The 13,636-nt window shown below is 67.2% G+C and carries 13 protein-coding genes; 7 read left to right on the forward strand and 6 right to left on the reverse strand.

Translation table 11 applies throughout. The annotated features are described in order from the left end of the window. Positions 1-387 precede the first annotated feature (387 nt). A complete protein-coding gene (locus tag ACX9OT_RS16930; RefSeq protein WP_277779204.1) occupies positions 388-1,926 on the reverse strand; it encodes a GGDEF domain-containing protein in 1,539 nt (512 codons plus the stop codon). Between the two features lie 105 nt (positions 1,927-2,031). Between ACX9OT_RS16930 and ACX9OT_RS16935 the strand changes: the two genes are divergently transcribed. The 3 genes from ACX9OT_RS16935 (at position 2,032) to ACX9OT_RS16945 (ending at position 4,044) form a co-directional block, all read left to right on the forward strand. Continuing rightward, the gene (locus ACX9OT_RS16935) at positions 2,032-2,667 is read left to right on the forward strand and encodes a Rossmann-fold NAD(P)-binding domain-containing protein (protein ID WP_277779205.1); all 636 of its coding nucleotides are present in this window, start codon (positions 2,032-2,034) and stop codon (positions 2,665-2,667) included. Beyond that, the gene (locus tag ACX9OT_RS16940) at positions 2,667-3,374 is read left to right on the forward strand and encodes a helix-turn-helix transcriptional regulator (protein WP_049460856.1); all 708 of its coding nucleotides are present in this window, start codon (positions 2,667-2,669) and stop codon (positions 3,372-3,374) included. The genes ACX9OT_RS16935 and ACX9OT_RS16940 overlap by 1 nt, the downstream gene beginning before the upstream one ends. A gap of 283 nt (positions 3,375-3,657) precedes the next feature. Beyond that, positions 3,658-4,044: a VOC family protein gene (locus ACX9OT_RS16945; protein WP_049461214.1), complete on the forward strand. Its 387-nt coding sequence runs from the start codon at positions 3,658-3,660 to the stop codon at positions 4,042-4,044. A 160-nt stretch (positions 4,045-4,204) separates the two neighbouring features. Here the strand turns inward: ACX9OT_RS16945 and ACX9OT_RS16950 are convergent, their stop codons facing one another. The 4 genes from ACX9OT_RS16950 to pdhA are packed head-to-tail and all read right to left on the reverse strand — an operon-like array spanning position 4,205 to position 8,087. Continuing rightward, positions 4,205-5,593, reverse strand: coding sequence for a dihydrolipoamide acetyltransferase family protein (locus ACX9OT_RS16950; RefSeq protein WP_277779206.1), 1,389 nt, complete (start codon positions 5,591-5,593; stop codon positions 4,205-4,207). Beyond that, on the reverse strand, positions 5,590-5,943 hold the full coding sequence (locus ACX9OT_RS16955) for an SH3 domain-containing protein (protein ID WP_005411349.1): 354 nt from the start codon (positions 5,941-5,943) through the stop codon (positions 5,590-5,592). Before ACX9OT_RS16955 ends, ACX9OT_RS16950 begins: the two co-directional genes overlap by 4 nt. A gap of 1 nt (position 5,944) precedes the next feature. Next, positions 5,945-7,012 (reverse strand): alpha-ketoacid dehydrogenase subunit beta, encoded by a 1,068-nt coding sequence (locus tag ACX9OT_RS16960; protein ID WP_005414714.1) that lies wholly within the window; start codon positions 7,010-7,012, stop codon positions 5,945-5,947. Continuing rightward, the gene (pdhA, locus tag ACX9OT_RS16965; protein WP_049461216.1) at positions 7,005-8,087 is read right to left on the reverse strand and encodes a pyruvate dehydrogenase (acetyl-transferring) E1 component subunit alpha; all 1,083 of its coding nucleotides are present in this window, start codon (positions 8,085-8,087) and stop codon (positions 7,005-7,007) included. The genes ACX9OT_RS16960 and pdhA overlap by 8 nt, the downstream gene beginning before the upstream one ends. 335 nt (positions 8,088-8,422) lie before the next feature. Here pdhA and ACX9OT_RS16970 point away from each other — a divergent pair, with 335 nt between their 5' ends. From ACX9OT_RS16970 to ACX9OT_RS16985, 4 genes are all read left to right on the forward strand, one after another. Next, on the forward strand, positions 8,423-9,298 hold the full coding sequence (locus ACX9OT_RS16970; protein ID WP_049422936.1) for a tryptophan 2,3-dioxygenase: 876 nt from the start codon (positions 8,423-8,425) through the stop codon (positions 9,296-9,298). A 181-nt stretch (positions 9,299-9,479) separates the two neighbouring features. After that, a complete protein-coding gene (locus ACX9OT_RS16975) occupies positions 9,480-10,979 on the forward strand; it encodes a peptide MFS transporter (RefSeq protein WP_134950644.1) in 1,500 nt (499 codons plus the stop codon). Positions 10,980-10,998: 19 nt separating this feature from the next. Next, positions 10,999-11,604, forward strand: coding sequence for a thioredoxin family protein (locus ACX9OT_RS16980; protein WP_277779207.1), 606 nt, complete (start codon positions 10,999-11,001; stop codon positions 11,602-11,604). Positions 11,605-11,830: 226 nt separating this feature from the next. After that, entirely contained in the window at positions 11,831-12,970 is a 1,140-nt protein-coding gene (locus tag ACX9OT_RS16985; protein ID WP_049461223.1) for a hypothetical protein, read from the forward strand. Positions 12,971-13,052: 82 nt separating this feature from the next. On the opposite strand, the gene ACX9OT_RS16990 is transcribed toward ACX9OT_RS16985, so the two are convergent. Further along, the gene (locus ACX9OT_RS16990; RefSeq protein WP_005411341.1) at positions 13,053-13,610 is read right to left on the reverse strand and encodes a MarR family winged helix-turn-helix transcriptional regulator; all 558 of its coding nucleotides are present in this window, start codon (positions 13,608-13,610) and stop codon (positions 13,053-13,055) included. Positions 13,611-13,636 lie beyond the last annotated feature (26 nt).

Genomic DNA, 13,636 nt, shown 5'->3' on the forward strand with positions numbered 1-13,636 from the left:
GCGTGTGCCAACCAAGGTTGGCACCTACCAAAGCGCTGTCCCTTGCGTTGGTAGAGGCCGACCTTGGTCGGCGCTTTGTTCCGGCGTGTGCCAACCAAGGTTGGCACCTACCAAAGCGCTGTCCCTTGCGTTGGTAGAGGCCGACCTTGGTCGGCGCTTTGCCCCGGCGTGTGCCAACCAAGGTTGCCACCTACCGAAGCGCTGTCCTTTGCGTTGGTAGAGGCCGACCTTGGTCGGCGCTTTGTTTCCGCGCGTGCCAACCAAGGTTGGCACCTACCAAAGCGCTGTCCTTGGTGTTGGTAGAGGCCGACCTTGGTCGGCGCATTGTTTCCGCGTGTGCCAACCAAGGTTGCCACCTACCGAAGCGGTTTGCGGTGGGCCGGGCGATCAACCCGCCTGCACTCGGTTCTTGCCCTGCCGCTTGGCTGCATACAGCGCGTCATCCGCGCGCCGCAGCAGCGCTTCGGTGTCATCGCCGGGCTGCCATTGCGCCAGCCCGGCACTGAAGTGCACCGGCACGCGCTGGTCCTGCACGGTCAGCACGCGGTGCGCCAGTGAACGCTGCAGGCGCTGCACGGTGGCCATGCTGTCGGCACCCTGGGTCTCCGGCAGCACCAGCACGAACTCGTCGCCACCCAGCCGCGCGATGCCATCGGTGGCGCGCAGCAGCAGCTTGCACACGGACACCAGGTGCTGCAGCAGCGCATCGCCACCGGCATGGCCATGTGCATCGTTGGTCTGGTGGAAATCATCCAGGTCGATCACCGCCACGCCCAGTGGTGAGTTGTTGCGCGCGGCGCGCGCCAGCTCGCGCTGCAGCAGTTCGTCCAGGCCGCGGCGGTTCAGCGCCTGGGTCAGCGGATCGATACGCGCCAGGTCCCCGGCGGCACGCAGTTCCTGCTCCAGCTCGGCAATGCGCTGTTCGGCGCGTTCCACTTCCTGCCGCGCATTGGCCAGGTGATCGCGGGCCTGCGCGGCCTGCTGCTGCACCTTGCCGGTGTCGCGCATCACGTCCTGCAGCAACTGGTTGAGGTCGGCGATGCTACGCGCCTCGCGCAGCTGCAGTGCGTAGCTGCCGATGCGGTCGTGGTATTCGCCGGTGCTGGTGGCCATGCCATCCATGCGCTCGATGAACTCGCCCATCAACCCGCGCATCGCCGCCTTCGAATCGTCGATGCCCTGGCGCAGCAGGCCCTGCTTGTAGATCACTTCGCGCAGTTCGGCACGGGTGCGCTCGACTGCCTCGGCTTCCAGCGGCCCGTCCAGCAGCTGGCGCACCGCCGCGATCTGGCCCTGCAGCCAGCTGCGGTCGTCCAGCAGCTCGCTCACGTTTTCCAACAGCAGCGCGAACAGTTCCAGCAGCAGCGCCTGCTGCTCCTGCCAGCTCTCGGCACGCACGCCGACCTGGTGCCCGAGTTCGCGCACACCCTGTTCGATCGGCTCCAGTGCGGTACCCGGCTGCCACTGGCGCAGGCGCGTGGCCAGCGCTTGGGCCTGCTCGCGCAGATCCGGGTCGTGCTGCAGCAGGGCCACCACGGCGCCGCCCAGCAGCAGGCGCAGCTGCTCGGACAGGCGCAGGCTTTCCGGCTGCCCGTCCGGTGAATGCTGCTCGATGGTGCGGATGTACTTGTCGATCAGCTGCCGCATCGCGCGCCCGTAGCGCGGCCAATCGGCACTGGCCTGCGCCGACTGCAGGCGATCACCCATGTCACCCAGTTCGCCGGGCAGGGTGGCCATGCCGTTGGCGAACGCGGCCAGTAGCGGCTCCGGCGCGTCGGCACCGGCAAACAGCTGCTGCAGCGCCACGCCACCGCCGCCCTGCAGCACCACCCGGTCACCCAGGCCATCGTCCACCACCGCGCGCACGCGTGCCGGCGGCCCAAGGGCGGTACCGGGGGCAGGGCGGTGGTCGGGCTGGTCCGTCATCGAGCAAATCCTGGGGCTGGCAGGGACTGGTTCCAGCATATCGGCGCGGCCGCCGACGGCTTGAACGGCTAGGATGGGCGACAGGATGCCGCAGTGGAGCTGGTGATGCGCGTGATGTTGCTGGGGGCGACCGGCCTGGTTGGTGGGCTGGCCCTGCCCCGCCTGCTGGACGACCCGCGCTGCAGTGGCGTGGTGGCGCCCACCCGCCGCCCGTTGGATGTAACTCACGGGACGCTGGAGAACCCGGTGCTGGCCTTCAATGCGCTGCCTGCCGCCGCCGAGTGGGCGCGCGTGGACGCGGTCATCTGCGCGCTGGGCAGCACCATTGCCCAGGCCGGCAGCCGCGAGGCTTTCCACCGCATCGATCATGACTACCCGCTGGCGTTCGCGCGGCTCGCGCAGGCACAGGGTGCGCAGACTTACGTGCTGAATTCCGCGGCCGGTGCCAACCCGCAGTCGTCGATCTTCTACAGCCGGGTGAAGGGTGAATTGGAGCGTGACCTTCGTGCGCTGGGCTTCCATTCGTTGACCCTGGTCCGCCCAGGGCTGATCGGGGGCGAGCGCAACGAGGTGCGTCGTGGCGAGCGCCTGGCACTGATGGTGCTGGGTGCTTTGGGGCCGATGTTGCCACGGGCGTGGCGGATCAATCCGGCCAGCGAGATCGCCAAGGCACTGGTCGAAGCCGCGCTGGCCCCACAACCGGGTGAACACGTGGTGGCATCCAGCGCACTGGTCGGCTGATGTCGCGCGCGCTGCGCCTGACCCAGCTTCAACAGCTGCTGCGCCGCTATCGACGGCCGGTGGCCGGGCAGGTGCTGGCCGAAGCGCTGGGCATCAGCTTGCGAACGCTGTACCGCGATATCGAGACCCTGCGCGAGCAAGGCGCCGACCTGCGTGGTGAGGCTGGCGTCGGCTACCAGCTGGCACCTAGCGATACCCTGCCGCCGATGACCCTGCCACCCGCAGAGATCGATGCATTGGTGCTGGGCCTGCGCTGGGTTGCGGCCCGCACCGAACCCGCGTTGGCCGAGGCCGCACGTGACGCTCTGGCGCGTATCGCGCATGTGCTGCCTGCCGCGCGCCGCGAAGCGCTGCGTGACAGTGGCCTGCGCGTGGGCCCTTCGCGCGCTGCGGCCAAGATGCCGGCGGCACGCCTGCAGGCCGTGCGTGAGGCTGTGGGTTCACAGCGGCGCCTGAAGTTCGGCTACCAGGATGCACAGGGCCAGCGCAGCGAGCGCATTGTCTGGCCGTTCGCACTGGGCTACTTCGATGAAGTGCCGATGCTGGCGGCGTGGTGCGAAGGCCGCGAGGACTTCCGCCATTTCCGGCTGGACCGCATCCGCCAGGTGCGCGTGCTGGAGGATCGCTACCTCGTGCCGCGCGCCACCCTGCTGCGGCGCTGGCAGAAGGCACAGGGCATCGCACCGGACTGGCTGGACCGTTCGTAGGGTCGAGCGTGCTCGACTGCTTCCGTGCATCGCTTCCGGCTCCTGGGGACGGCGGCCTTCGCTCTTCGCTCCTGGTAGAGGTCGAGCTTGCTCGACCGCCTTTGATCTTCGCGAACAGCAGTCGAGCAAGCTCGACATCTACCAAGGCAAGGGCAACAGCAGTCGAGCAAGCTCGACATCTACCAGGGCAAGGGCAACAGCAGTCGAGCAAGCTCGATGCTACTGACAGAATCTGTCAGCAGGGCCGTACCACCATGATCGCTCCCAACAACGGAGCTTCCCCATGTTCACGCCCAGCACCCTGCTGCAGTACGTGCGCGACGTCGCCACCAGCGCCACGTTCTACAGCGGCATTCTCGGCAAGCCACCGGTCGAGCAGTCGCCCGGTTTCGCCCTGTTCCTGCTCGGCGATGGCGCCGCACTGGGCCTGTGGCAACGCGATGACGTGCAGCCGCCGGTGTCCGCGCAGGCCGGTGCCGCCGAACTGGCGATGCTGGTCGCCGACCCGGAGGCCGTGCAGCAGATGCACGATGCGTGGCAAGCGCTCGGCGTGCAGATCCTGCAGGCACCGGTGACCTTGGAATTCGGCCATACCTTCGTCGGCGCCGATCCGGATGGCCACCGCCTGCGTGTGTACAGCCGCGCCGAAGGCATGGTCGCGCGCGATTGATCGCCCGCATTGTGTAGATCCACGCCATGCATGGATGCGGGCACAAAAAAACGCCGGGCAGTGCCCGGCGTTTCTCCACTTCATGTGCCAACCAAGGTTGGCACCCACCAGTCAGTTCCACGTGCCAACCAAGGTTGGCACCCACCAGTCAGGTGATTGATCAGCTGGCCAGCGCCAGATCGTCCATCATCGCGCGCAGGAAGCGGGCCGCTTCGCCGCCGGTGGCCGCGCGGTGGTCGAAGGTGACCGACAGCGGGATCACCTTGTGCGCTTCCACACCGCCCATCACCGGGGTCATCTGGTGGCGGGCACGGCCGGCACCGACGATGGCCACGCATGGCGGCACCACGACCGGGGTCGCGTAGCGGCCGGCGAACATGCCGAAGTTGGACAGCGAGATGGTGTAGCCGCTGAGTTCCGAGGCGGCGATCGAACGCGATTCCACCTGCTCGCGCAGGCGGTTGACGCCTTCACGGATGCCGCGTGCATCGAGCATGTCGGCATTGCGCAGCGCCGGCACGAACAGGCCGTCGTCGGTGTCCACGGCGATGCCGATGTCCACCTGCGCGTGCAGGGTGCGGGTCAGCGCTTCACCGTCGAACCAGGCGTTCATCGCCGGCACCTTCTGTGCGGCGACCACGATCGAGCGCACCAGGCGCGCGGTGACGTCGTTGCCCGGCAGCCAGGCGTGGATGTCGGCGTCGTCGTTCAGCGTGGTCGGCACGACCTTGCTGTGCGCATCGGCCATCACGCGCGCCATGTTGCGGCGAACGCCCTTCAGCGGTTCCGGCTGGCCCTTGGCGACCACGCCCGGCGGCTGGGTACGCATCGGCTTGCCGGCAGCAGACAGCGGGGTGCGGGCTTCGCTCTGCACCGGGGCAGACACCTGCGCCGGGGCCGGCGCGGTGTAGGCGGCAGCAGCGGCCTGCGCCGGAGCGGCACCGATCTTTGCGCTGCCATCCGCAGCTGCCTGCTTGACGTCGGCCATGGTCACCGCGCCATCGGCGCCGGTGGCGCGCACGCGGGACAGGTCCACGCCCAGCTTGCGCGCGGTGGCACGCACGGCCGGCACGGCCTTGACGCCACCGACGGCCAGCGCCTGTTCGGCGTGCACGGCATTGGAGCTCTGCATCGCGCCGACCACGGTACCGGCGTCATCACGCTCGGCGGCGGCGGGCTTGGCGGCTTCGGCGGCCACCGGTGCGGCAGCGGCCGGCAGCGGTGGCGGGGGCGGTGCTGCGGCCGGTGCAGCATGGCCATGGCTGTGGCCGGTGTCCTGGCCATCCGCGCGCTGCGGCAGGTTCGGGTCCAGTTCGAAGCTGGCCAGCACCGAACCGGTCGGGATGATGTCGCCGGCAGCGCCGGACAGCTTCAGCACCTTGCCGGAGAACGGCGACGGCACTTCGACGACGGCCTTGGCGGTCTCCATCGAGACCAGCGGCTCGTCCAGCTTGATCACATCGCCTTCCTTGACGAACCACTCGACGATGGTCGCGTCCGGCAGGCCTTCGCCCAGGTCGGGCAGGTTGAAGTTCTTGGTCTGGCTCATTTGCAGTTCTCTTCCAGCAGTTCCAGTTCGCGGGCCGGCAGCCAACCCGTCGCGCCATTGGCGCGCTCGGACCACCACCACCCGCCGTGTTCGTGATGAAGCTTCACCATCTCGCCGCTTTCCACATCCAGCTCGCGGGCGTCGTAGTCGCACAGGGCTTCGGCGCGACCCTCGTCCAGCAGCTGCAACCAGGCGATGGGCGCCCATCCAGCGCGCCCATCGTTGGTGCGTACCCAGGCAAACGCCGGCCATTCCTCGTCACGGACACCTACTTCGACGATCTGGCCGGTGTGGAACCGGAGCGGGTTGGGATACTGGCTGCGGTAAGCCCCCAGAAGGCGGGCCCGCATGTCAGCCGGCCGCCACCGCGCGCTTGGCCGCAGCCACGATCCGCTCAACGCTCGGCAGGTACTTCATTTCCAGGCGGAACAGCGGAATGTGGGTGTCGTAGCCAGTGACGCGCTCGACCGGGGCCAGCAGGTCGTAGATCGATTCCTCGGCCAGGCGCGCGGCGATCTCGGCGCCGAAGCCCGCGGTTTTCGGGGCCTCCTGCACGATCACGCAGCGGCCGGTCTTGGCCACCGATTCGGCGATGGTGGCGAAGTCCAGCGGACGCAGCGTGGCCACGTCGATGACTTCGGCACTGATGCCTTCGCCGGCCAGCTTGTCGGCCGCTTCCAGCGCTTCCTTCACCTGCGCGCCCCAGGTCACCAGGGTCACGTCGGTGCCGTCGCGCAGCACGAAGCAGACGTCCAGCGGCAAGGCTTCGCCGTCGTTGACGACCACTTCCTTGTACTGGCGGTAGATGCGCTTGGGCTCCATGTAGATCACCGGATCCGGTTCGCGGATCGCGGCCAGCAGCAGGCCATAGGCACGCTGCGGCGACGACGGCAGCACCACGCGCAGGCCCGGCACGTTGGTGAAGATCGCCTCGTTGGCTTCGCTGTGGTGTTCCGGTGCGCGGATGCCACCGCCCCACGGCACGCGCAGCACCATCGGGCAGTGCAGGCGGCCACGGGTGCGGTAACGCAGGCGTGCGGCGTGGCAGACGATGTGGTCGACCATCGGGTACATGAAGCCATCGAACTGGGCTTCGGCCACCGGCTTCATGCCCTGCGCGGCAAGACCAATCGTCAGGCCGGCGATGGTGGTTTCATCCAGCGGGGTGTCGAGGATGCGGTCCGAGCCGAAGCGCTGCTGCAGACCGGCAGTGGCGCGGAACACGCCGCCGTTGACGCCCACGTCCTCGCCCAGCACCAGCACCGACGGGTCGTGTTCCAGCTCCCAGGCCAGCGCCTGGGTGATGGCTTCGATGAGGGTGATCGGGGTGGTGGTCATGCTCTCTTCTCCGCGCGCGACCGCAGCGCTGTCGGCGGCGTTGGTGTGCGCGCCGGGCGCGCCGTTCTTGATCTCATCCATGGCGCTTCTCCAGGGCGATCGCCTGGGCACGCTGAGCCAGCAGGTCCGGCGGCGGATCGGCATACAGGAAGTCGAACATCGCCTCGACCGGCTGCACCGGCGTGTTGAGGTACAGGTTCACTTCCTCGTCCACGCGCGTGCCGCATTCGGCGACCCAAGCAGTTTCCTCTTCTTCGCTCCACACACCGGCGTTGATCAGGTACTTGCGCAGGCGCAGCATCGGCTCGCGCTGCCAGGCATCCTTCACTTCGGCGTCGTCGCGGTAGCGGCGCGCGTCATCGGCGGTGGTGTGGTCGGACAGGCGGTAGGTCATCAGTTCCAGCACGGTGCCACCGTTGCCGGCCAGCGCACGTTCGCGCGCCTGCTCCATCGCCGCCAGCACTGCGATCAGGTCGTTGCCGTCCACCTGCAGGCAGTGCAGGCCGCCGGCCAGGCCCTTCTGCGCCAGTGTTTCGGCACCGGTCTGGGCCGAACGCGGAACCGAGATGGCCCAACCGTTGTTGACGATGCACAGGATCAGCGGGAGCTTGTAGGCGCCGGCCGAATTCAGTGCTGCGTAGAAGTCGGTCTTGGAGCTGCCGCCGTCGCCGCACACCGCCACCGCGATCTGCGGTTCCTTGTTGAGCTTGAACTTCAGCGCCGCGCCTGCGGCATGCAGGCACTGGGTGGAGATCGGCACGCAGAACGGGAAGTCCTTGGCCGCGTTGCCGCCGTAATCGTTGCCGCGTTCGTCGCCGCCCCAGTACATCAGCACGTCGTGCGGGCGCACGCCACGCATGAACATCGCGCCGTACTCGCGGTACGAAGGCGCGAACACGTCGTCCTTCTGCATTGCAGCGCCGATACCCACGTGTGCGGCTTCGTGGCCCAGGCAGGCGGCATAGGTGCCCAGCTTGCCGGTGCGCTGCAGTGCGATGGATTTGCTGTCGAACGTACGTACGAACAGCATCTGCTTGAACAGCGGTACCAGGACCTTGGGGTCGCGCAGCGACGCGGGCAGGTCATCGCGGACGAGTTTGCCGTCCGTATCCAGGTACTGCAGGTATTCGATCTTGAATTCAGCGGCAACCGTCATTGCGTACTGCACCTTCGACAGAGAAGTTACAAATGATATGAATCGCCATGTTAAGGAACGCGTACGGAATAGCCTTCCTGCGCCGCAACACGGGGATTCCCCGTTTTACCCCTGCCGGCGGGTGGGGGGCCAATAACAACAACGTATTCAGTCGTTGCTGCAAAGCATCAGAATACGCCCCTGGCTGACCGCCAGTACAACGGCCTGGACGGTTCCACGCGCAGGCCCGGGATCGGCCGATGCTCCACGGCCAACCGCACGCCCCGGTATGGACCCGGCGGCTGCCAGCGCGGCGGCAACGCGCTACCCTTGCCGCCCCCGATCTGGTCCCGCCCATGTCCGTCGACAACAACCAACGCGATCTCGAAGCCGGCATCCACACCGACCTGCAGGGACGCCTGACCTACGGCGGCTACCTGCGGCTGGACCAGCTGCTCAGCGCGCAGCAGCCGCTGTCCAGCCCGCCGCACCATGACGAGATGCTCTTCATCATCCAGCACCAGACCTCGGAGCTGTGGCTGAAGCTGCTGGGCCATGAGCTGCGTGCCGCAATCGGCTTCCTGCAGCGCGATGAAGTCTGGCAGTGCCGCAAGGTGCTGGCGCGCAGCAAGCAGGTGCTGCGCCAGCTGACCGAGCAGTGGTCGGTGCTGGAAACCCTGACCCCGTCCGAATACATGGGCTTCCGCGACGTGCTGGGCCCGTCCTCCGGCTTCCAGTCGCTGCAGTACCGCTACATCGAGTTCCTGCTGGGCAACAAGAACGCGCAGATGCTGCAGGTGTTCGAGCACGACCCGGCCGGGCAGGCGCAGCTGCGCACCGTGCTGGAGGCGCCCAGCCTGTACGAGGAATTCCTGAAGTACCTGGCCCGCTTCGGCCATGCCGTGCCGGCGGTGTACGAGGCCCATGACTGGACCCAGCCGCACGTGGCCGACGACGCACTGCAGCCGGTCTTCGAACGCATCTACCAGGACACCGACCGCTACTGGCGCGAGTACTCGCTGTGCGAGGACCTGGTGGACCTGGAGACCGCCTTCCAGCTGTGGCGATTCCGACACATGCGCACCGTGATGCGGGTGATCGGCTTCAAGCGCGGCACGGGCGGCTCGTCCGGCGTGGGCTTCCTGGCCAAGGCGCTGGAACTGACCTTCTTCCCTGAACTGTTCCAGGTGCGGACCAGCCTGCAGGCCGGGCCCCCGGCAGAACAGGGCTGATCCGTATTCAGCTTGGATCCCGGCCGGCGGCTGGATCGTTTCAGATGCAAGTTCAGGGAGCAGGCTGGCACCTGCCTCAAACGGCGTGTATTTGACGTGAACGCCAGAAGTCGGTGATCCTCGCGCGTTGCTCCAACTGCACATCGGACGTGCTCGTCATCCACCGAACCAGGAAATCCGCATGAGCGTAAACGCCACTGCGAACACCCCAGAGCCGGCGCTGCCGGACTTCAAGACCACGCTGGGCCACCCGCGCCCGTTGTGGATGCTGTTCATGACCGAGTTCTGGGAGCGCTTTGCGTTCTATGGCATCCGCTGGGCCTTGGTGCTGTACATCGTCGCCCAGTTCTACAACGGCAGCGCTGCTGGTGAAGGCGACGCCAGCCGCATCTACGGCGCCTACCTGGCCCTGGTGTATGCCGCAGCGATCTTCGGTGGCTACGTGGCCGACCGGGTACTGGGTTACCAGCGATCGATCCTGACCGGCGCGATCATCATGGCCGCCGGCCTGTTCATGATCTCGCTGCCGCAGGAGCACATCTTCAAGCTCGGCCTGGCCACGATCATCGTCGGCAACGGCCTGTTCAAGCCCAACATCTCGACCATGGTCGGCAAGCTGTACGGCCTGAAGGATGAGCGCCGCGATTCGGGCTTCACCATCTTCTACATGGGCATCAACATCGGCGCGATGATCGCCCCGGTGCTGACCGAGTACCTGGCCCGCAAGGTCTTCGGTACCGACGCGATGCCGTCCTACAAGGTCGTGTTCATCGCCTCGGGCGTGGGCATGCTGATCTCGCTGGTGTGGTTCTACATCGGTCGTGCCGGCCTGAAGGGCATCGGTGCACCGCCGGCCGGCGCTGAAGGCTTCGGCCGCATCATCATGGTGCTGATCGGTGCCGTGGTCGCCATCCCGGTCGCGTACTTCCTGCTGGCCACCGGCGCCACCGCGCTGGCCTGGATCCTGGGCGCGATGTTCACCGCGCTGGCCGTGCTGCTGCTGGTCGAAGGCATCCGCGAGGGCAAGGTACAGCGCGACCGCGTGATCGCCATGCTGATCATCTTCGCCTTCAACGTGATGTTCTGGATGTTCTTCGAGCAGGCCGGCAGCTCGTTCACCTTCCTGGCCGAGAACATCGTCAACCGCCAGATGGGTGACTGGACCTTCCCGACCGCGTGGTTCCAGTCGGTCAACTCGGTGGCCATCATCACCCTGGCACCGATCATCGCCTGGATCTGGGTGGCCATGGGCCGCGCCAATCCGTCCATCCCGCGCAAGTTCGGCCTGGGCCTGCTGTTCAACGGCGCCGCGTTCGCGCTGTTGATGTTCGCCCTGTCGCAGATGGTCGTGGACGGCAAGATCCCGTTCTGGACCCTGTTCATGGTCTACGTCATCCAGTCCGTGGGTGAGCTGTGCCTGTCGCCGATCGGCCTGTCGATGGTGACCAAGCTGGCCCCGGTGCGCCTGGTCGGCTTCGGCATGGGTGGCTGGTTCCTGTCCACCGGCATCGGCAACAACCTGTCGGGCATCTTCGCTGGCGTGGTCAGTGGTGAAGGCGGCATGACGGTCGAGTCGGCCCTGAAGGGGTATACCTTCGGGTTCTGGGCCCTGATCGGCTCCGGCGTGGTGCTGTTCCTGGTCGCCCCGCTGATCAACAAGCTGATGCACGGCGTCAAATGATGATGAGAGGGTAGAAGGCATGCGCAGCAAGCTCGGTGGTGCAATGGTGGTGGTCTGTGCGGCGCTGATCGGCGCCTGTTCCCAACCGCAACCGCCTGCCGCCGCCGAGCCTACGCAGCCTCTGGATACCCGACCCACCGAGCCACCGGTCGCTGACCCCAGCGAACCGGTGGCCTCGGGCAACACCCCGGTGGCGGCGGACATCGCCGCCATCGCAGGGCTCGGCGCGCAGTTCGACCCGGCCCGCAACCCCGCCGACGATCTGGCCACCGCCAAGGTGGAAGCCCAGCGCGGCAAGAAGCGCATCCTGCTCGAGGTCGGCAACGCCGCCTGTGAGCGCTGCCGGGCGCTGGACGAGGTGGTGGAAGGCAACGGCGACCTGCGCCGCTTCCGCGATGCCCACTACGTGTGGGTGAAGGTCAACGCCAGCGACGAACAGCCCAACACCGCTTTCTTCGCCCAGTTCCCGATGATGGAACGCGACTACCCGTACCTGCTGGTACTCGATGCCGATGGCGGACTGCTGGTGTCGCAGGCGACCGGCGAGCTGCGCAAGGGCGAAGCCTTCCAGCCCGCGCGCGTGACCGCGTTCCTCAAGCAGTGGGCACCTGACAAACCGGAATAGGGTAGTGCCGGCCGCTGGCCGGCCGCTTCGGTGGATGCCGACCGCTGACCGCCACCCCCGGTGGGTGCCGACCGTTGGTCGGCACTGAGGCACATCCACGCATGAAGTGGGTCGATTGCGCGCGCCGTCACACTCTCTGAAACGGCGTCTCAACTTCATCGCACGTACGCCGTTACCGGCAAGGACCTCAGTCGACATCCCGTCGATGCAACCTTCCGGAACGCCCATGCACAGCGACCACGCCGAACGACTGCCCGAACCTGCCAGCGACCTGGCCGAGGCTGGGGCAGGCGAGGGCGTGACCCTGCCGCCGCAGGAGGCGTTGCTGGATGACGCCGGTACCGGCGAGGACACCGTTGAACTGGCACCGCCGCGTCACCGCCTGCCGCAGATCGCGCTGCCCGACAACGTGGTGCTGAAGGGGGCGGTGCAGAAACTGGTCGAGCAGAAGTCACGGCTCGATGCATTGGCCGCCGACGGCCAGCTGGCCGGGCTGCTGCCGCCGGAATGGCAGGGCCATGGCGTGCGTGCGATCGAACTGTCCACGTTCATCCAGGGCGTGCTGCCGTTCCTGCAGCCGGGCGAACGTGGTGAAACCGCGTCGGCGCGCCTGCCGGTGCGCCACGTGCTGGGTGACGACAGCCGCTGGGGCCTGGAGGACGTCTCTGAACCAAAGTCGCTGGCCTGGTACCTGGCCAGCGACGAGCGCGCCACCGCCGGCAGCAAGGACGTGGCGGAGGCCTATCTGGTGGGTGCACTCGGTCTGGCGTGGATGCAGGAAGGGCGCAGCCGTCCTGGCTTCCTGCGCGCGATGGGCCAGGACAGCCTGGCCGCGCGGGTGACCATGCTCGGCTATCCACCGGCCAACGAACTGGCGCTGTACAGCGTCACCGCGCACGGCCAGCCGCAGATCTGGTGCGTGCATGGCCGTCGCCGCATGCGCCCACTGGTGGCGCCGTGGCTGAGCGTGCCGCTGCTGACCGCCTATGGCGTGCCGGCGCCGGTTGCGTGGCCGTCCAGTTTCCCGCCGGTGGAGGCGGTGGCCGAACTGCTGGCGACTACACGGCAGGGGCGTGCGGTGCCGGAGGTGGACCTGGGCAAGGTCGTGGCGAAAATCGCCGAAGACACCGCGTCTGACGCCTGGCAGCCGGTCAGCCTGCTGCAGCTCAACACCTGGTCACCGCGTTGGCACTTCTTCCTGGGCACCTTCGTCGGCCTGCCGTCGCTGCTGCTGGTGGCTGCCGCGCTGGCGCTGCCGGGCGCGGTTGAAGCGGCCACGGTTGCCGCATCGCTGGGCTTCGCCGGCGGTGCCATCGCTGCGCTGGCGGTGCCGTGGATCCATGCGCGGCGCAAGCATCTGAGCTGAAAAAAGGGGACGGAGGGGATTAAGTCGTATCACGCACATATGTGCCGATTGCGGCTTAATCCCCTCCGTCCCCTTTTTTCTTTCAGACCCCTTCGCCCATCCGCTCCAGGCCTTCGCCGGCCAGGCGGAGGATCAGTTTTTCCAGCACCTGCTCTTCCTCTTCGCTCAGCACCGACATCAGTTTGCGGGTGATCTCGATCACCATCGGCGCGATGGTCTCGTAGACCTCGAAGCCGGCCGCCGACAGCGCCAGCACCGAGCGGCGGCGGTCGTCGCCGTGGGTCTCGCGCTTGATGAAGCCGCGCTCCAGCAGGCGGGCCACGGCGCGGCTGACCGCCACCTTGTCCATTGCCGTGCGGTCGGAGACCTCGCTGGCTGAGGAGCCCGGGTACAGCGCCAGGATGGTGATCACCCGCCACTCGGGAATCGCCAGACCGTAACGATCGCCGTATAGCTTGGCGATGTTGCCGCTGACCCGGTTGGACAGCACGCTCAGCCGGTACGGCAGGAACTGTTCCAGGTCGAGCAGGACGTGCGAGGAACGCAGGCGGGTCGAAACGGGATCGGCGGGGCTCATGTTGCGGTGCACCTTGCTGGTGGTTTCAAGTGTAACTATAAGGGGTAGGTCCAGACCCTGCATTCTCGCCGGGTCCCTACCTGCCCGCA

This window comes from Stenotrophomonas genospecies 3, assembly GCF_054473855.1.